Raw genomic sequence first — 18,020 nt, forward strand, 5'->3', positions numbered from 1 at the left:
AAAGATTTCATCAAACCTGCCTTTACGCAGAAGCTCTGCCGGGAGCTGCTCGATTTTGTTCGCTGTAGCAAACACAAACACTGGACTTTTCTTCTCCTGCATCCATGTCAGCAATGTTCCAAAAATTCTCGTAGCAACTCCTCCATCTGACATTCCACTTCCTATACCAGAAAGAGCCTTTTCAATCTCATCTATCCAGACGATGGATGGAGAGACGGCCTCGCACATTGCAAGAGCAGAGCGAATGTTTGCCTCCGATGAACCTACGATGCCCGCAAATACTCGTCCTAAATCCAGGCGTAGAAGAGGCATTTGCCAAGCAGCAGCTACACTTTTTGCACACAAGCTTTTCCCACACCCAGGAACTCCCACCAGCAATACGCCCTTTGGCCACTGGATACCGAATTCTCTCGCTTCTGTTGAATACGAAGCCTTACGTTTTAATAACCAACGCTTCAGGTTATCTAATCCGCCAATTTGATCAAGGCTAAGAGACTCCGTGGAAATATATTCCAAAATACCTGATTTTCGAATGATTTGTTTCTTTTCCTCTAAAATCGTAGAAACATCGGAATCAGAGATGCCTTTATTTTTTACTAATGCCTTTGCTAAACAATTTTCTATTTCACTACGAGTGAGACCTACAGCTGCACGAGCTAAAGCTTCTATCACCTCAGGAGATTGGTCAATCATAACCCCAGGTCGTCCCTTGTAAGCATCCGTGAAGTTTACGATAATCTGTTTTACCTCCTCCAATTCAGGAAGTGGTAAATCCAAGATCGTAATCTCCTTTTGTAGCTCAATGGGTATTTCTATACTCGGAGAAATAATAACCGAATTGGAGGGGGAGCCCATTCTTATTTTTTGTGCAAATTCCCGAAACTTCCGGATGTAAATAGGCGAACTGGAGCCTCGAATAAACGGATGCAGATCACACCAAACAAAAAGCGTCGGTTCTTTCGCTAAATCTTCTGCCATCTCCAATGCTACTCGAAAATCTGTACTCTTAGAATCTAGCTCGTCACCGTCCAAAATCAAACCCTTTGTCGCGGTCCAAACGATAATACGTTTATTTAGTTGCGTGCCAATGCTTTGAAAAACCTCCAGCGCCCGCTCCTCTTCTTGTGTAAAAATATAGAGAATACTATATCGTGCGCGTATTAAATAACCTACTTCTTCGATGAAATCCTGTAGCATATTCTTGGGCCTCCATCTTACAGCAAAATTTTTATCTTGTTTTTCATACGTTCAGTAGGAAATCCAGTTACATGAATGGATTCTGTATTTGTTACGAGTTCCACTCTTCTCTGTGGCTTTAACTCGTCAGAAGATATACGACCTGTGAGCAAAAGCAGCTTCTTCCCATGCCAAATCTCATCTGATTGATGAAGATAAGGTCCGACTAATGCCGCATCAAATTGGAGGAGTGCTTTTCTTTTGGCATTGCTTTTTAATATACTCTCTACCGTATAGCCTGAGTAAAGAAGTGCTGTGCCGGTATGAATTTTTCGAAATGCTTCAACCATATCCACCAGTTGTTCCGCTTGATCAAGTGGTTCCCCACCTGAAACAGTGATACCATCAATCTTCAAGTGTCCAAGTTCTGTTCCCAGATTTTGCGGGTCGCGCAATGTGCCTCCTTGACGATCAGGATGCGTCTCTGGATTAAAGCACCCTTTGCAACCTATGGAGCAACCCTGCACCCAGACGACCGCTCTCACGCCGGGTCCATTTACTCTGCTGTGCGTACATATTTCATGTATTCGCAATGTCGATGACAAGCTCGATTTCCTCCTACAAATCCAAGATACGCCCGCTATTCCCACTCGATCTCTCCATTTTAGTCGATGCAGTTTCGTCAGTTACCTCGATATCCAATTTTCGATTGTTTGTGGTATGAGAAGGCGAGGTGGACATGTTATGATTCTCTGATGTTTGTAAGTACCTGCCATCTCGAGTATTCTTGACAATGTCCACTTGCGTCGACAAGTGTGCTTTATCCAGTGCTTGTAAAAAGTAGGTCATGAATTGTTCCGGTGAATCTTGAAAGCTACTCCCTTCCATTTTTAAGCGTATGACTTCATCTTGGGAGATTCCAAGAAATAGGAGCAATCCTTGTCCATCATTCCCACTACCTAATAGACCCAGCTTTTTAATATCACGAAGCTGCCATTCCCTTCGTACTGCTTTCAAGTTCTCATTCATCACGATACAAACAAGTGCATCCTGCTTGACGAGAAAGACTTTGTTTCCCGGCTGTACATTCGTCCAACTTTCAAAATCCTTATACAAAGCGTTGACAATATCTTTTGAAGTAATAATTCCAATTTCCTCTAATTCAAACAAGGAAGCATCATCAATTTTCGTATGGAGCGAAATTCGTCTTTTAAAAGTGTACTGAAGTACTAAAATACCAATGACTCCGAAAGAAATCGCATAAAAAGTCGATAACTTTAGTAGAACGCAAACAAGAATAAGTCCCGCTAGCCCATACTGGCTATATGTAATCTGCTTAATCTTTTGCTCCCCAGTCTTACGGAAAAACGAAAATCCTTTTCCAGGTTGATAATCCGTTAATTGATTTTGTAGCATTTTCTTAAATTTCCCAATCCCCCAAATGCCACCAATTACAAATAACAAACCAATAAGAATAAGAATGACATTTCCAGCAAAAATGCCTACAATAGTAAAAAGGCCAAAAATAATGACACTTTTCCATAACGTCTTGATTTTGGCGTTAATTTCTTTGACAGTCTCATCTTGTGTATCCATATAGGTCCCCCCTCTATCATTATGCTATTATATTACTTTTTTCCCATATAACACAAAATGTTCTTGCTATTAATCGGCACGCTGAGTAAGACAGCGGCTTTTTTGCATGCAAAAGATCATTTATGATAAGCTATCTTCCAATTGGAAAAGCAGGAGGAAACAAACATGCAAAAAACAACAAGTGCAAATGCGATACGCACCCTTTATGAGCAACTCATCACAGGCTGGAATGATCGCAGTGCTACCGGTATGTCCACTCCTTTTGCAACAGAAGGTGAATTGATTGGCTTTGATGGCAGTCAGATCATTGGGCGTGACGAGATTTTCAGTCATCTCGACGAAATTTTCTCCCATCATCAAACACCTCCCTTTGTCTATAAAATCCGGTCGGTACGGTTGTTGAGCGAAGAAGTTGGTATCGTCCGAGCAATAGCAGGCATGATTCCACCAGGAAAAAGCGAGTTGGACCCCGCATTGAATACGCATCAGACGCTCGTAGCGGCAAAGCAAGGAGACAAATGGGAAGTCACACTCTTTCAAAATACCCCTGCTCAGTTTCACGGTAGACCCGAGTTAGTCGAGCAGTTTACAGAAGAGCTGCGGCAAGGGTTGCTCTAAGGAGGGACTTACGCATCATGCATCATGCAGTATGCGTTTTACGAAATGGAAGTCATTTTGAATATTTGAAAATGGTGTATGAATGCGAATAAAGATGCCTCCAGTAACCTGTTGCATACAAGGTCAATGGAGGCATCGTCTTCTTTACATCTCTACCTTACGCTTTCTTCTCAATCCATGGCGTTCCTTTGCTTTTTCATACTGTATGCGCTCTTCTTCTGTATCAGGAATGACACCAGGTACGATCGTCGGCTTTCCTTGATCGTCGAGGGCAATCATCGTCAGATACGCGCGTGCTGTCATGCGCTTTTCCCCCGTCAACAAGTTCTCCGCTTCCACTCTCACGAATACCTCCATCGATGTCTTATGGGTCCAGGTGACATAGGCCTCCAGGTTGATCGCTTCCCCTGTTTTGATTGGTGCGAGAAAATCGAAGGAATCACTGGACGCAGTGACAACAGGTTTACGGCAATGTCGCATGGCTGCGATGCAGGCGATCTTGTCTACATATGCCATAACTTTCCCGCCGAAAATGGTATGGTGGTGATTGGTATCCGGTGGCAAGACGAGATCAGTCAAAAAGGTTCTCGATTGTTGGATCGGTCGTGCTTCCGTCATCATTTGTGTGGCTCCTCTCATCGTGTGCACCTTCCCTACTGGGATGTCAAACGATTCCGAATCGCCTTCGTTGCCGCAACCATGTTTCGTAATGACTGGACGGTTTCTTCTCTCCCTCTTGTCTTCAGCCCGCAATCCGGGTTAATCCAAAATTGATCGGGTGGAAGTACTTGTACACCCCGTGCTACCATATCTTCCATTTCTGAGACAGCTGGAATTCGAGGGCTATGGATATCGTATACGCCGAGCCCGATGCCTTTGTCATACGTACCTGTTTCGAACACAGACACGAGCTCTCCGTGGCTGCGGGAAGTTTCAATCGAAATTACATCGGCATCGAGTTCGCTGATGACATCCATAAAATCATGGAATTCGCAGTAGCACATGTGTGTATGAATTTGCGTGCTTGGTGCAACGGTAGAGGTCGCTAGACGAAACGCTCTGACGGCCCATTCGAGATAAGCTGCTTGCTCTTCTTTTTTAAGCGGCAATCCTTCGCGCAGTGCTGGCTCATCGACTTGGATCATGAGAATACCCGCCTCTTCCAAGGCTTCTACTTCTTTTCGCAATGCCAAGGCGATTTGCTCACACACTTCTTGTCTGGAGACATCGATCCGCGCGAACGACCAATTCAAAATGGTCGCTGGACCAGTTAACATACCCTTCATTAGTTTGTCCGTCAATGATTTTGCATACACACTTTCTTTGACTGTCATTGGTGCAACAAACTCCACATCTCCGTAAATAACAGGTGGCTTTACGCAACGGGAGCCATACGACTGCACCCAGCCATTTTTCGTGAACAAAAAGCCATCGAGCTTTTCTCCAAAATATTCGACCATATCTGTTCGTTCGAACTCCCCATGGACGAGGACATCCAGACCGAGCTCTTCTTGTATATCGATCCATTCCTTGATTTGCGCTTGAATGAAAGCATCATATTGCTCCGCTGCCCAGTTCCCTTTTTTAAACTGTTGTCGGGCTTGGCGAACCTCTGACGTCTGCGGGAAGCTACCAATTGTGGTCGTTGGCAGCAGTGGCAACTTCCACGTATTTTGTTGAATCTCACGACGTTCTTGGTATGGAACGCTTCTTTCAGGTTTTCCAGCTGCCATTTGGCGTAGCTCATTCTTCACTTCTTGACGATTCCTCGCTGGGGATAGTGCCAGCTTGAGCAAGTCCGTTTCATTTTGAGCAATCTCTTTTGAGATGACATACTTACCATATCGGAATCCTCGGACTAAAAGCTGAACTTCCCCCAACTTTTCATCCGCAAATGCCAATGCAGGCATGACTTCCTCAAGCAAGTCCGTCTCTGCTTCAACCGATACTGGTACATGCAATAAGCTACTGGACGGCTGCAACCACAGCTTTTCGAGTGGAACAATCTCGGAAATTTCTTTGACCAGTTCCCACTTCTCCTCAATCGATGCACGCCATATGTTTCGACCGTCGATGATTCCCGCTGCGAGAATCTTGTCTGCTGGAAACCCGTGTGTCTTGAGATTGGTCAGATTACGCTTCGCTCCGTGTACAAAGTCAAGACCGATTCCTTTTACCGGTAAGGAAACTAGCTCCTCATACCAATCCACCGCTTCAAAATAGGTTTGCAGCATGCACTGGAGATGCGGTAGTGCTTGACCGATTTGCGTATAGATACGTTTGATGATGGCGCGATCACGCACCGAGACATCCAGTACAAATGCAGGCTCATCGATTTGCACCCATTCCACGCCGTGTAGCTCCAACTCCCGGAGAACGTCTATGTAAAGCGGAACGAGTTGATCCACGATGGGCTCAAATTCGTTTTTCTCATATCCTTTGGACAATTTGACAAACGTATACGGACCTACAATGACAGGCTTTCCGATGATCCCAAACTTTTCTTTGGCCTCCAAATATGCCTGGAGAGGCTTGTTCTCCGTAATGGATGGTTGGCGTTCACCGAACTCCGGGACGATATAATGGTAGTTCGTGTTAAACCATTTCGTCATTTCACTGGCGACAGCTTTCTTCGAACCGCGAGCCATGGCGAAGTATGTGGCTAACGAAACCGGGCCACCCTCGTATTCATAACGCTTGGGGACCATTCCAAACATCACAGCCATATCCAGCATGTGATCGTAGTACGTAAAGTCACCCACAGGGATCAGCTCGACCCCTTTTTCCTGCTGACTCAGTAGATGTTGTTGACGGATTTGTTCCATTTGCTGCTCCAAGCCCACCTCACCGATAGTGCCTGCCCAAAATGCTTCCAATGCCTTTTTCCACTCGCGGTTCTTCCCGATCCGTGGATATCCCAAATTGCTGCTTTTCATGAGCTTCCTCTCCATTCTTTATTCGATCTTGACTTGAATCCGCCCAATAAAAAAAGCATCTCCAACGATCAAAAAGAACGTTAGAAATGCCAAATAAGCACTGAGATCACAGCATCCTAACACCTCCCTATCTCCCGTAGGTTAAGCAGTGTCGTCGAAACAGGCAGGTCTCCTGACTTTGGGATCATCATCTGCACATGCCTTCCCAATCCGTTTGGATCAGTGGCTGAAAAATGTGCCGACTCCCCTCATACAGTGGCGGGACCGTGTCGGATTCTCACCGACTTCCCTTTTCATCCTTGGTCCATCTTGATGACCAAAGAACCTGTTTCCACTCTTATGAAATTGTCATGGTTCTGTGAAGTGCCCCCATAAATTAGCAGGGCAGCATACTGTTCATACAGTAACACAGAATCCATTTTTTGTCATACTAAAATTTAAAATCATCATCGGTCAACGGCTCTACGTTTAGCGTGCGGACATAGCCATTTCCTTTTTTCGAGAAGAAGTCATGCTGCTTCGTCTGCGTGCGAATGCCGTTCAGTACGATCGGGTTCACTTCTTCCTCTGGGAATAACGGGTCCAGCCCCAGATTCATCAATGCTTTGTTCGCGTTGTAACGCACGTACACATGAACCTCGTCAGCCAATCCGATTTCCGTATACAACGAAGTCGTATAGGCCTCTTCATTTTCTTGCAGCTCATGCAAAAGGGCATACAGCTCCTCTTTTGCTGCGGTCTGCTCGACCACACTCAGACCTTGATATACTTCTTGCGCAAGAACGCCGACATAGAGTCCGTGGATGCTCTCGTCGCGAACAATCAGGTCGATAATTTCCCCGCTGCTAGTCATCTTTCCTTGCCCCGCCAAATAGAGCGGATAGAAGAAGCCGCTGTAAAACAGATAGCTTTCCAGGAAGACAGAGGCTACCATCGCCATGTACAAGTCTTTCGGTTTCTCAATTTCTTGATAGCGTTTCGAGATGAGGGCCGCTTTCTTTTGCAGATGCGGATTGTTTTCCACCCACGAAAAAATACCGTCAATCTCTTCTGTCGATGCCAGCGTTGTAAAAATACTGCTGTACGATTTGGCATGGATTTGCTCCATCATGCCCATGAAGGCGAGAACCGCTTTTCTTTGCAGTCCATCGACATGCTCCATGATCTTCGGCATCCCTACTCCACCCTGGACCGTATCCAGCAAGGTGAGACCGCCCAATACTTTTTTATACGTGTCCCGTTCAGTCGCACTGAGCTCCATCCAGGACATCTTGTCATCTGACAGTGGGATCTCATCATCCGTCCAGAACTGCATGATGTTCTGATTCCAAAACGTCATCGTAAAATCGTCGTCCGGCCTGTTCCAATTGACTGCTTTCATATGGCGTTCCTCTTCTCTTTTTGCTTGATGCTTTTCCTTTTGTGAAACTCGTTCACTAAATCGCGCAGCTAATGCACTCTTCTACAGTCAAATGCTTCGTACGCGTATAGTAGAGTGACTTCAGACCTTTTTTCGCTGCGTAAATGTAATAGCGAGCCAGTTCTCTGGTTGAAATATTGCTGTTCACGTGCAGCACAGTCGAAATTCCTTGGTCAATGTGCTCTTGAATTTCGGCAATCAGATCAATCACTTTGAATTGATCGATCACATACGCCGATTTGTAGTAAAAATAGTTTTCCTGCGACAAGTACGGCATCGGGTAATACGTCGTAGAGTTAGCATATGTTCTCGTTTCGATATGCTCAACGATTGGCATCACACTAGAAGTCGCATTCTGAATGTAGGAAATACTCTGTGTCGGTGCAATCGCCAAACGGTACGCATGGTAAACGCCATGCTTTTGCACCTTTTGCTGTAGTTCCGCCCAATCCTCTGACGTCGGAATGTGCATTCCTTCAAAGAGATGCTTTGCTTTTTCCGTCCGCGGGCTGTAATCGTTCGTCAAATACTTGTTAAAATAAGTGCCTTTTGCATATTCCGATTGTTCAAAGCCCAAGAAGGTCTTGCCTGTTTCCTTGGCAATTTCCATGCTTTTTTCCAAAGAGTAGAAGTTCATCATCATGAAAAACGTACGAGCGAAGTCCTTCGCTTCTTCACTCTCGTAGGCGATTCTGTTCTTTGCCAGATAACCGTTCAGGTTCATCGCACCGAGACCTACTGAGTGCAGCTCACTGTTTGCCTTTTGAACGCCTGGAGCGTTTTCTACACGCGTCATGTCACTCACGGCTGTAATGGCTTCGATTCCTTCGTGGACGGATTCACGGATCATTTTGCGTTCCATCACGTTGACGATATTGAGCGATGCCAAATTGCAGCTAATATCGCGACGGATGATATCCATCTCGCCGTAATTGGTGATCGTCGAAGTCTCCTGCAACTGGAAGATTTCCGTGCACAGGTTGGACATTTTCACCGAACCGAGATCTTTCAGTGCATGGTTGTTGTTCGCATTCGTTTTGTTCATGATGTACGGATAGCCCGATTCCATTTGAATCATCGCGATTTTGGTCAACATCTCGCGTGCGCTCATCACGGTCTTTTTCTTGATGCGATCGTTTGCCAAGAGCTCCTCGTACATGTCATCGAGGTCCATATCATCCAGATGAACACCGTATTCTTTGTACACGGAGTACGGAGCAAACACAGTCAATGGCTTATTTTCTTCAGCCAGCTTGTAGAACACGTTTGGTACGATCAGGCCGATGGACAACGTTTTGATGCGTGCTTTTTCATCCGCATTGATCTTTTTGCAATCGAGAAACTCGTTGATATCCCAACCGAAGATGTTGTAGTACGCTGCACCCGAGCCTTTGCGTTGCCCCATTTGATCTGCGTAGGAAAACGCATCTTCCAACAGCTTGAGAACGGGCATAACACCTTTTGCTGCGCCCTCGACGCCTTTGATCGGCTCTCCTCGTCCGCGGAGCTTGGACAAGTTCACGGCCACACCGCCGCCAATTTTGGATAGCTGCATACAAGTTCCCAAAATAAAGTTGATGGAGTTCAGTGAATCATCCATTTCGAGCAAGAAGCAGGAGACCATTTCTCCACGGCGGCTTTTGCCTGCATTCAGGAAGGTTGGTGTCGCTGGTTGCAAGCGTTGATCCATCATGGATACTGTCAAACGCTTAGCGAGCTCAAAGTCACCTTGTCCAAGGGACAGTGCCACAACGGCCACCCGGTCTGGATACTGCTCTAAGTACATCGATTTATCGTTCGTTTTCAACGCGTAATCTTTATAAAATTTGGAGATAGCCATGTACGAAGCAAATTGAAAATCAGCGTCATAGGCCAAACGGTAAACTTCATCGACCTGCTCAACAGTGTATGTTTCATAGACGTTTTCATAGAAGTCATTCTCGATCAAATAGTCCATGCGCTCTTTGACACTGCCAAAAGTCATCGTATTGGACTGCACTTCTTCCATGAAGACCGCAACCGCTTCCCGATCCTTTTCCAGTTGATAAAATCCGTCATTGCCACGCTGCATCAGTTCGTTGTTCAATTCAATATGCCGCAATTGCTGCCACCCCACTCGTAAATTGTTCCACGTCACGGCCGGTACCGGACAGTTCAAATTTAGAAATCACCGGAACGCCATATTGGCTCGCGATCGTATCCGCGCTTTTGGCAAAGCTGGTTCCCCAGTTGCGGTTACCGCTGGCGGATACTCCCCGCAGATGGACATGATTTCGCTTCAGGAACGTCGCCACCTTCTCCGGCACTTGTCCGAATCCCGTCGTGTATGTTATCAAAATGAATGGCTCGTCTAGCACCATATCTTGATCAATTTCCACATGTGGCAAATTAATTTTGTTGACGAATCTTCGGACGTTTCCTGTTTTTGAATCATAAGCGATTAGCATGTCCCTCATCCTATCCCCTGCTATTTTTACTCTGTATGTATGTTATTTAGCCAAAGTAAAAGCGCATCCGACGTTTACATGCCGAATGCGCGTGATGACTTCCATCTAGCAATTCGCCAATACGAATTGCGCGCTCGAACACTTCCCTATCTCCCGTAGGTTAAACAGTGCAAGCGGTTAGGCAGGTCTCCTGGCTTTAGGATCATCGCTCCATTTTCACCTTCCCAATCCCTCAAGATCAGTGGCATTCTTTCGCAAATGGAACTCTCTCATTACAGTGGCGGGACCGCGTCGGATTCTCACCGACTTCCCTATTAAGTCTACCAAATCTGGCTGGTAAACACCTCACCGCATCAATATGTAGTTGGTAAAACTTACTTTACCTCAATATATCGTAGGAGTCAAGCTCAGTGTGCGCTCTTTTCGAAAACTAACTATTCTCCTTTTTCGGCTATTGCCAATCTCTGGTTCTCGTTCATATAATAGATTTTGTGTGCGTTGGTTAGCGTTGGAAAGATTGGAGAGTAGCCCTCATGAAAAGCACCGACTATCAACCTGTCGTCATTCCTCGTTCTTACAGTAAAATCATGACTTATCAAGAGCGTGACTATCACATTTTTGTAAGTATACCTGCCGATCCCCCTCCGGAATCAGGCTTTCCCGTCATATATTTGCTAGATGGCAACTCTGTTTTTGCAACCATGACCGAAGCGATACGAATACAATCACGTGGCCCTGAACGAACTGGCGTGTATCCTGCTATCGTCGTCGGGATTGGGTATCCAACGGACGGTCCGTACCATCCTGCCCGTTTCTTTGATTACACGTATGAAGTTCCCGTCACAGAGCTTCCTGGCAACCCACAAGGAGCCGACTGGCCTCAGATGGGGGGAGCAGAGCAGTTCCTCACCTTTTTAGAGGAGGAGCTCAAGCCGAGTATCGAAAACGACTTCCCCATCGATCGGACGCAACAAGCGATTTTTGGACATTCGTTAGGTGGCTTGTTTGTCTTGCATGTACTTTTGTCGAGACCACACGCTTTTCAGCGTTATATAGCTGGCAGTCCTTCGATCCATTGGAATGAGAGCGTACTGCTTGCGAAGGAGAGTCAATTACCGAGCCTGCTGACAGATGACCTCGACGTCCATGCACTCCTCACCATCGGGGAGTTGGAAAACGATGGGCGATTCTTAGTCAAAGAAAAATCTCTGGCGATGATCGAACGATTGTCGTCCATGGGCAAAGGTCAAATCAAGGCTTCCTTTAAAGAATTTGCTGACGAAAATCATTCGTCCGTCTTGCCAGTCTTAATTAGCCAAGGACTCAAATTCGCTACGAAAAAAACTGCCCGCTAAAAATGGGCAGTTTTTGTTTATCATGACTCGCTTACTGTAGAGATAACACTTTGGTGATTTGGGGCAGCTCTTCGATGGCAGATACAATCGTCGGTGTAATCTCTTCATCGGTCACAGAGATAAGCAGGGCATTCTTCCCTTTTTGCTCACGTGATACATTCAACTTGGAAACATTGATTTGATGTTCGGCCAGTTTTCGTGAGACATCATAAATCACGCCTGGATAATCGATATGGCGAACCAACAATCCATGGGCACCTGGAGGTATGCGACACGCACAGTAATTGATTTCACTGATGTACACTTCTCTCCAATCTTGCGCCAAGGTGTACTTGTTCGCTCCTACCCGCAACACCGCCAAATGATTCGCATATTCACCGGAGCTATGTTGGACAGGAACCTTCGTCCCTAGTCCTTCCACTAACTGCGTTGCGATTTCCTCTTTATTTTCATGAGCAAGAATACTTAATTGTGCACCCGCTAACTCTGGCTCGAGTCTTTGAATCAGTTCAGCTAGTTCACGCAGTCCAGCATATTGGGTCATGTGTTGCCTTCACTCTCCCAGTCAGGTTTATCCTTGTTTTCACGGCAGAATCCAAGCTTCCGGCTCTTTCTTGATAGAGGATTCGTTATCAGCACGATACCAAGCCGTCAACGTTTGTCCATCTTTCGTATAGTAGATTCGGTAGATGGTATTGCCTTTTCCGCTATTGGTAAAAGGACTTTCCTCCTTCGGAACCGCTGTCACTCCACCCGCAACTACAGCCCCGCCGTTCTCCTTGATGACGTTTTGGATCGTCGCCATATGCTCTTTACCCATGGAGGCCATCCCAAAATAAGAGATGATCGCCAAGAGAACCGCTCCCGCCAAAAACGAAACGATAATCACTTTTGATTTTTTCGTAGCATCCACCGAGTGCTTCCCCCGTCTATCTTAGTTCTCTTTATCAACTAAGCGTACCTTGTCAATCGTACCGCCACCCAAGCACACTTCCCCATCGTAGAAGACGACAGCCTGACCAGGTGTTACTGCTTTTTGCGGCTGGTCAAAAATGACCTCCACGTTTCCGTCCTCTAGCAGGTGAATAGTTACTCCCTGATCTGGCTGGCGATAACGGAATTTCGCTGTACAAGTAAATGTTTCGGAAGGCTTTTTATCACTCGTCCAGCTAACGTTGGTTGCCAAGAGGCTCTTCGAGTACAGACGAATATGATCAGAGCCTTCACCTACGATCAGGACATTGCGCTCCAGATCTTTGTCTACAACAAACCAAGGCTGTCCGCTCGTGCCATGACCTCCACCTATTCCTAAGCCTTGTCGTTGACCCAATGTATAGTACATCAGTCCGTCGTGCGTGCCGATGATTGCTCCTTCTACGGTCTCGATATTTCCTGGTTTGGCAGGCAAATAGTTTTGCAGGAACTCACGGAAGTTGCGCTCTCCAATAAAGCAGATCCCTGTACTATCCTTCTTTTTCGCAGTATAGAGTCCTGCTTTCTCTGCGATCTCCCTTACTTGAGGTTTCGGGAGATGACCAATCGGGAACATCGTTTTGGAAAGCTGTTCTTGGCCCAATACATTCAAGAAGTAAGTCTGATCCTTGTTGTTGTCAGCGCCACGAATGAGTTTGTATTCGCCATCAATGTGCTTGACCTGCGCGTAATGGCCGGTGGCAATATAATCCGCCCCAAGATCCATGACCTTGGCAAGAAGCTCGCCGAACTTGATTTCACGGTTGCACATGACATCCGGATTCGGTGTACGGCCTCGTTTATATTCATCCAAAAAATACTGGAATACCTTATCCATGTATTCTTTTTCAAAGTTTACCGTGTAATATGGAATGCCGATCTGTTCACAGACGCGCCGGACATCCTGGAAGTCTTCTTCCGCCGTGCAGTGGCCGAATTCATCGGTATCATCCCAGTTTTTCATGAAGATGCCGATGACGTCATATCCCTGTTGCTTAAGCAGGTAAGCCGTCACGGAGGAGTCGACTCCGCCGGACATGCCGACAACGACGCGTGTATCTTCTGGTCGCTTCATAAGTCTTTCTCCTCTTATTCAATTTGTACCATTACAGATTACCATGTTTCGCAAAACAAATCATGTTTTGTTACACTTTTGCCCAATAGAATGAAAAAACGCCTGACGCATAGTTGGCGCCAGACGTTTGGTAGTAAGGTTAAGCCTGCGAAGATTCATCCTTGATTTCCGCGCGATATCCCTCGATGCTTTCTTCACGACGCTGATTTTTCGCTTCGAGGTTTGTTCTTTCCTCCTCGGAAATCTCGCCAGCATTAGCCGCTAGGTAAGCTTCGGACTCACGAATGTTCTCTTCCGTATTAGAAATCATGTTTTGCAGCTTTTCTGCGTTGTCAGAACGGTCATCCGGCTTCGCCATGATCGATACGCCTCCTACAAAGGGTTATATGCAACACCTTTACCATTGTGCGCCAATCATGGTTTCTTTATGTACCCGTGATATAATAGAAGAAACGGATTAAACGAAAAAGAGGGTTTCCCCTATGGCTTCCTTAGATTTGCTGGAAAGAAAGCTGCTTCGGATCATCTCTGATACAGATCCCGTCCGCCTGAAACGACAATGGGTGAAGGGGCAAAAGGTACCTATATCCGAAGTGGAACAGCGCATGCGAATCGATCTACTCTTGCGCAGACTCGACAAGCTACCTGAGACCAAGCGCCAAGAAGTGCTTGCGCTACTCAAATGGTTTAACTGGTAGAGATTAGCGGATGGACGTTCCCAGACGCCACTGGCCGTCTATCCGATTCAATTGCTTCATATCCACAATTGCATCTTGATTCAGCGGTCCATAGATGTGCGGATACAGCAATCCATCCTTCGCTGCCTCGTATTTGACTTCCGAAGTCGTTTTGGTTTCATCGACAACGAGTACATACAACTCCTCGTCAAACTGTGCGTAGACGCGGTTTGCTACCTTTTCAAGCAGCTCGTCCCCTTTTGTCGCGTGAATAAAGCCTTCCTGCTCGTAATCGCGCGGTAAGTAGTGATCCTTGTCCATCCACTTTTCCCAATATGCTTTTGGTACCATGCAGTAAATGATAGAGTTTTGCATGTTTCTCCTCCAAATTTGATTATTTTTTTGGCATTGCTTTGTTCAGGTGACGCATAGCTTTATCATAGAACATCTGGTCCATCTGCCCTTGATCATATCGCCATTGAATGAAGTTACGCAGAGAGTGCAAATCCACCCAAGCATCCTTCGCTTGCGGATTGCGGTCAGGTACGTCTCCTGTTATTTCACCCTCGTAGACAAGCTTCGCCATCTCGGTTGGGTGCATGCCGATCTGATAAGCGATTTGGTGTAATGCGATTTTCATGGAACCTCCCCTTGCTTTCGCATGGATACATCTTATCTTCCGTCTATTGTGCCAGTCTTTTCGAATGATGCCAAGCCCCTAGCACTACTCCCAAAGGTTGTACCTTCCTCCCTTACGTTTTGCTACAATGAACACAGTATTACAAGGAAGGGGCAGTATCCCATCATGTCAAAACAACGAGATCAACTACAAAAGAGATGGTTCCAGCGAAAACGCATCTGGATTCCCCTGCTTATCATCGCATTCCTGTTTCTGGGTAACAGCTCTTATCTTGCAAAAGAGCCAGAAGGGGAGCCTTTTTTACTTGCTCACCGCGGGATGGCACAAACCTTTCATATGGAGAACATCACCAATGAAACTTGTACGGCAGAACGGATTTATCCACCGGAACACCCGTACCTGGAAAATACGATTCCTTCCATGAAAGCCGCTTTTGATGCAGGCGCGGACATCGTCGAGCTCGACGTGCAATGGACCAAAGACAATCGATTCGCCGTGTTTCATGACTGGACGCTCGACTGTCGGACAAATGGAACCGGTGTGACGAGAGATTATACCTTGACCGAATTACAACAGTTCGACATTGGCTACAATTACACAGCGGATGAAGGGAAAACCTTTCCCTTCCGTGGAAAAGGGATTGGTATGATGCCCTCTCTCGATGATGTGCTACAAACTTTCCCTGATCGCTCCCTGCTTATTCATATCAAAAGCAATGACCCACTTGAGGGGAAAGCGTTGGCGGATGTTTTGGCAGCATTGCCCGCTGAACGATTGGCACAGCTTTCTGTTTATGGCGGTGACAAGCCAATCGAGATACTGAAACAACAAATGCCAGAGCTGCGTGTCATGTCCAAAGCATCACTAAAAAGCTGCCTCATTCCATACATGGCAGTAGGGTGGTCCGGCTATGTGCCCGATGCCTGTTCACAGACTCAACTACATATTCCTGATCAGATCGCCCCTTGGCTCTGGGGTTGGCCGAATCGTTTCATGGCAAGAATGGAAGCAAAAGACACCCGCGTGATCTTAGTCGCAGGCAGTGGAGATGTGTCGCAAGGCTTTGATGTTCCGACTGATTTAAAACGAGTGCCCGCAAGCTTTACAGGGGGCATATGGACGAACCGGATTGATCTGATCGGTCCAGCCTTTCACGAAAACGTAGAAAAATAATGAAACGATTCTCTAACATATTCGTATATACTTATACGGAATAGACTTCCAACCTAACTAGGAGTGATTGATATGCTCAAGAAGCTTTTGAAAAATTTACTCGGTAATCACTCATCTTCGCACAAGTACCGGAAATACAGCAGCAGCGATTACAAACATCGCAGAAAATACAGCTCTAGTAGTAATCGGTACGGACATTCCCATCACGGCAGCTCTCATTATAAAAGAAAGCGTTCCAGCCGTAGCTTCTTCAGTAGTTAAACAATTGTTTAACAAATGAGCTGACAACAAAACTCCGCTAAGCGCTAGCGGAGTTTTTTCATTTAACGAGACATGATTTCTACGAAACGATCAAGTGGTAATGCATGTACGGTTCTGTTTTTCTGGCCTTGTATCGTTTCCGCCATCAACATGGAGTTCAGGATCGCTTCCTTGACTGCTTCGATTGCTGCTTCAAACAGTGCATCCAGTTGTTCGGACGGAAACATTTTCATTGTGCTCATTTGCTCGTCGCCATATGAATAGCAATTTCCTGTGGAAAAGGTCAGAAAGAAATCACCGCTACCCTCCTCGCCATTCGCGCCGAGCTGTGCCATCGCGAGTGACGCTCGCTTGGAAATGCGCTTGCATTGTGTCGGCAAGAGAGGCGCGTCTGTCGCAATCGTGACTAAGAAAGAACCATCATTTTCTGGTGTTACCCACGGCAAAGGAACTTCATTTTCGGAGATCATCTGGCCCACAGGAATACCATTCACTTTCAAATCCTGTCTTCTGCCAAAATTCGTCTGCACTAATGCCCCAACAGTAAAAGTGCCACATTCAGTCTCGACGATCCGTGAGGAGGTTCCGATTCCGCCCTTGAATTCGAAGCAGATCATCCCGGTACCTCCGCCTACATTGCCTTCCTCGACATTTCCTGTATGCGCCTCTACAATCGCTTCTTCCAAATCCTCATACTGAATCTGCGTCTTTTCGAGATCACTTAACCAACCATCCCATGTCTCCGCAACGATTCCATTAGAAAACGGTTCAAGCCCCTCGATTTTTCTCGTCGCACGAGCAAGATGATGATGTGCCAGCCCTAGCAGATGGCTTCCCGTAAATACGATCGGTGTCACAAGCGTACCGGTCTCTTCTATCCAGTGACTTCCCGTAAACTCTCCCGTACCATTAAAGGAGAAAAAACCAGCAGGAAAATGCTGCCCCTCCAATTGTCCGTCGTTGGGAACTATCACCGTGACACCTGAACAAACGTCTTTCTTGTGAATCGTTTTGTGGCCGACTCGCACTCCTTTTACATCTGTAATTGCATTATACACACCTGGGGTACCCGTCCCAATCAATACGCCACATTCTCTCGCTCGTTTTCTCGTCATGTTACTCTCCTGTCATTTTTGAATCTTCCCATAATAATGGTGTTGTAGAAATTGCCATCGGAAAGAACTTTGTCGCCTCTGAGTACCCCTTCGATTTCAAAACCAAATCGTTTGTACAGCTCAATGGCTTTCTCATTCGTTTCCATCACATTCAACGTCATTTTGGTAATGTGGTTGGCGTCTGACCAGGTAACTGATTCTTGCAAGAGATTCTTCCCAATGCCATAACCCCAGAACTCTTGTAAGACGCATACACCAAACTCTACTTTGTGTGCAAATCTGTTTAAGTAAACACCTGCACATCTGGAAAACCCGACAATCCGATCCTGTACAACCGCAACTAAAAACAAGTTTCTTGGACTTTCTGCATCCCTATTGATGATGTGTTCGAATCCTTGCACATCGATGAAAGCCTCTCCTCTTTCTCTGTCCAAATTTTCAGTCTCTCCATCGATTTGCAGTCGCAATTCCGACAACTGTTCTGCATCTGTTTCTATTGCAGAGCGAATCGTGTAGGATAACCCGTTCACAGAAAGTAGTTGTTCGCTGATTATCATCA

21 protein-coding genes and 2 riboswitches are annotated in these 18,020 nt (G+C 46.1%); of the genes, 5 read left to right on the plus strand and 16 right to left on the minus strand.

Annotated features, from left to right (window positions below; genetic code table 11):
• The 3 genes from HPY28_RS17165 to HPY28_RS17175 form a co-directional block, all read right to left on the minus strand.
• A partial coding sequence (locus HPY28_RS17165) for an AAA family ATPase (RefSeq protein WP_174231022.1) occupies positions 1-1,197 on the minus strand: 1,197 nt, incomplete at its 3' end.
• A 17-nt stretch (positions 1,198-1,214) separates the two neighbouring features.
• Entirely contained in the window at positions 1,215-1,781 is a 567-nt protein-coding gene (locus HPY28_RS17170) for a 4Fe-4S single cluster domain-containing protein (protein WP_174231023.1), read from the minus strand.
• 13 nt (positions 1,782-1,794) lie between these two features.
• Positions 1,795-2,772, minus strand: a complete 978-nt coding sequence (locus HPY28_RS17175) for a hypothetical protein (protein ID WP_017249002.1) — start codon at positions 2,770-2,772, stop codon at positions 1,795-1,797.
• Between the two features lie 165 nt (positions 2,773-2,937).
• Here HPY28_RS17175 and HPY28_RS17180 point away from each other — a divergent pair, with 165 nt between their 5' ends.
• Positions 2,938-3,390, plus strand: a complete 453-nt coding sequence (locus HPY28_RS17180; protein ID WP_069844850.1) for an SgcJ/EcaC family oxidoreductase — start codon at positions 2,938-2,940, stop codon at positions 3,388-3,390.
• 144 nt (positions 3,391-3,534) lie between these two features.
• Here HPY28_RS17180 and HPY28_RS17185 read toward each other — a convergent pair whose 3' ends face one another.
• The 5 genes from HPY28_RS17185 to nrdI form a co-directional block, all read right to left on the minus strand.
• A complete protein-coding gene (locus HPY28_RS17185) occupies positions 3,535-4,029 on the minus strand; it encodes an acyl-CoA thioesterase (protein ID WP_017249004.1) in 495 nt (164 codons plus the stop codon).
• Positions 4,030-4,043: 14 nt separating this feature from the next.
• A complete protein-coding gene (metE, locus tag HPY28_RS17190) occupies positions 4,044-6,326 on the minus strand; it encodes a 5-methyltetrahydropteroyltriglutamate--homocysteine S-methyltransferase (protein ID WP_174231024.1) in 2,283 nt (760 codons plus the stop codon).
• Positions 6,327-6,471: 145 nt separating this feature from the next.
• Positions 6,472-6,670, minus strand: a riboswitch (cobalamin riboswitch).
• A gap of 86 nt (positions 6,671-6,756) precedes the next feature.
• A complete protein-coding gene (gene nrdF, locus HPY28_RS17195) occupies positions 6,757-7,707 on the minus strand; it encodes a class 1b ribonucleoside-diphosphate reductase subunit beta (protein ID WP_017249005.1) in 951 nt (316 codons plus the stop codon).
• A 55-nt stretch (positions 7,708-7,762) separates the two neighbouring features.
• Positions 7,763-9,847, minus strand: coding sequence for a class 1b ribonucleoside-diphosphate reductase subunit alpha (gene nrdE, locus HPY28_RS17200; protein ID WP_174231025.1), 2,085 nt, complete (start codon positions 9,845-9,847; stop codon positions 7,763-7,765).
• Entirely contained in the window at positions 9,834-10,193 is a 360-nt protein-coding gene (gene nrdI, locus HPY28_RS17205) for a class Ib ribonucleoside-diphosphate reductase assembly flavoprotein NrdI (RefSeq protein ID WP_015891428.1), read from the minus strand. Before nrdI ends, nrdE begins: the two co-directional genes overlap by 14 nt.
• A gap of 163 nt (positions 10,194-10,356) precedes the next feature.
• Positions 10,357-10,556, minus strand: a riboswitch (cobalamin riboswitch).
• 170 nt (positions 10,557-10,726) lie between these two features.
• On the opposite strand from nrdI, the gene HPY28_RS17210 reads away from it, so the two are divergent.
• The gene (locus tag HPY28_RS17210; RefSeq protein ID WP_174231026.1) at positions 10,727-11,548 is read left to right on the plus strand and encodes an alpha/beta hydrolase; all 822 of its coding nucleotides are present in this window, start codon (positions 10,727-10,729) and stop codon (positions 11,546-11,548) included.
• A 31-nt stretch (positions 11,549-11,579) separates the two neighbouring features.
• Here HPY28_RS17210 and HPY28_RS17215 read toward each other — a convergent pair whose 3' ends face one another.
• The 4 genes from HPY28_RS17215 to tlp form a co-directional block, all read right to left on the minus strand.
• Positions 11,580-12,092: an ACT domain-containing protein gene (locus tag HPY28_RS17215; RefSeq protein WP_017249008.1), complete on the minus strand. Its 513-nt coding sequence runs from the start codon at positions 12,090-12,092 to the stop codon at positions 11,580-11,582.
• A gap of 39 nt (positions 12,093-12,131) precedes the next feature.
• Positions 12,132-12,461 carry a hypothetical protein gene (locus tag HPY28_RS17220; protein WP_017249009.1) on the minus strand — a complete coding sequence of 110 codons (330 nt, stop codon included), beginning with the start codon at positions 12,459-12,461 and terminating at the stop codon, positions 12,132-12,134.
• A 21-nt stretch (positions 12,462-12,482) separates the two neighbouring features.
• Entirely contained in the window at positions 12,483-13,595 is a 1,113-nt protein-coding gene (gene mnmA, locus HPY28_RS17225; protein ID WP_017249010.1) for a tRNA 2-thiouridine(34) synthase MnmA, read from the minus strand.
• Between the two features lie 139 nt (positions 13,596-13,734).
• Positions 13,735-13,953, minus strand: a complete 219-nt coding sequence (gene tlp, locus HPY28_RS17230; RefSeq protein WP_017249011.1) for a small acid-soluble spore protein Tlp — start codon at positions 13,951-13,953, stop codon at positions 13,735-13,737.
• Positions 13,954-14,077: 124 nt separating this feature from the next.
• Here tlp and HPY28_RS17235 point away from each other — a divergent pair, with 124 nt between their 5' ends.
• Positions 14,078-14,293, plus strand: coding sequence for a hypothetical protein (locus HPY28_RS17235; protein WP_017249012.1), 216 nt, complete (start codon positions 14,078-14,080; stop codon positions 14,291-14,293).
• A 3-nt stretch (positions 14,294-14,296) separates the two neighbouring features.
• Here HPY28_RS17235 and HPY28_RS17240 read toward each other — a convergent pair whose 3' ends face one another.
• Positions 14,297-14,647 (minus strand): DUF952 domain-containing protein, encoded by a 351-nt coding sequence (locus HPY28_RS17240; protein WP_174231027.1) that lies wholly within the window; start codon positions 14,645-14,647, stop codon positions 14,297-14,299.
• Positions 14,648-14,666: 19 nt separating this feature from the next.
• Positions 14,667-14,912, minus strand: a complete 246-nt coding sequence (locus HPY28_RS17245) for a hypothetical protein (RefSeq protein ID WP_017249014.1) — start codon at positions 14,910-14,912, stop codon at positions 14,667-14,669.
• Between the two features lie 165 nt (positions 14,913-15,077).
• On the opposite strand from HPY28_RS17245, the gene HPY28_RS17250 reads away from it, so the two are divergent.
• Positions 15,078-16,085 carry a glycerophosphodiester phosphodiesterase family protein gene (locus HPY28_RS17250; RefSeq protein WP_174224116.1) on the plus strand — a complete coding sequence of 336 codons (1,008 nt, stop codon included), beginning with the start codon at positions 15,078-15,080 and terminating at the stop codon, positions 16,083-16,085.
• Between the two features lie 72 nt (positions 16,086-16,157).
• On the plus strand, positions 16,158-16,346 hold the full coding sequence (locus HPY28_RS17255; RefSeq protein WP_017249016.1) for a hypothetical protein: 189 nt from the start codon (positions 16,158-16,160) through the stop codon (positions 16,344-16,346).
• Between the two features lie 62 nt (positions 16,347-16,408).
• Here HPY28_RS17255 and HPY28_RS17260 read toward each other — a convergent pair whose 3' ends face one another.
• Positions 16,409-17,461, minus strand: a complete 1,053-nt coding sequence (locus HPY28_RS17260) for a P1 family peptidase (RefSeq protein WP_174231028.1) — start codon at positions 17,459-17,461, stop codon at positions 16,409-16,411.
• Positions 17,458-18,018 carry a GNAT family N-acetyltransferase gene (locus tag HPY28_RS17265; protein ID WP_017249018.1) on the minus strand — a complete coding sequence of 187 codons (561 nt, stop codon included), beginning with the start codon at positions 18,016-18,018 and terminating at the stop codon, positions 17,458-17,460. Before HPY28_RS17265 ends, HPY28_RS17260 begins: the two co-directional genes overlap by 4 nt.
• Between the last annotated feature and the right edge of the window lie 2 nt (positions 18,019-18,020).

The organism is Brevibacillus sp. HB1.2, assembly GCF_013332495.1.
GTDB lineage: Bacteria > Bacillota > Bacilli > Brevibacillales > Brevibacillaceae > Brevibacillus > Brevibacillus porteri.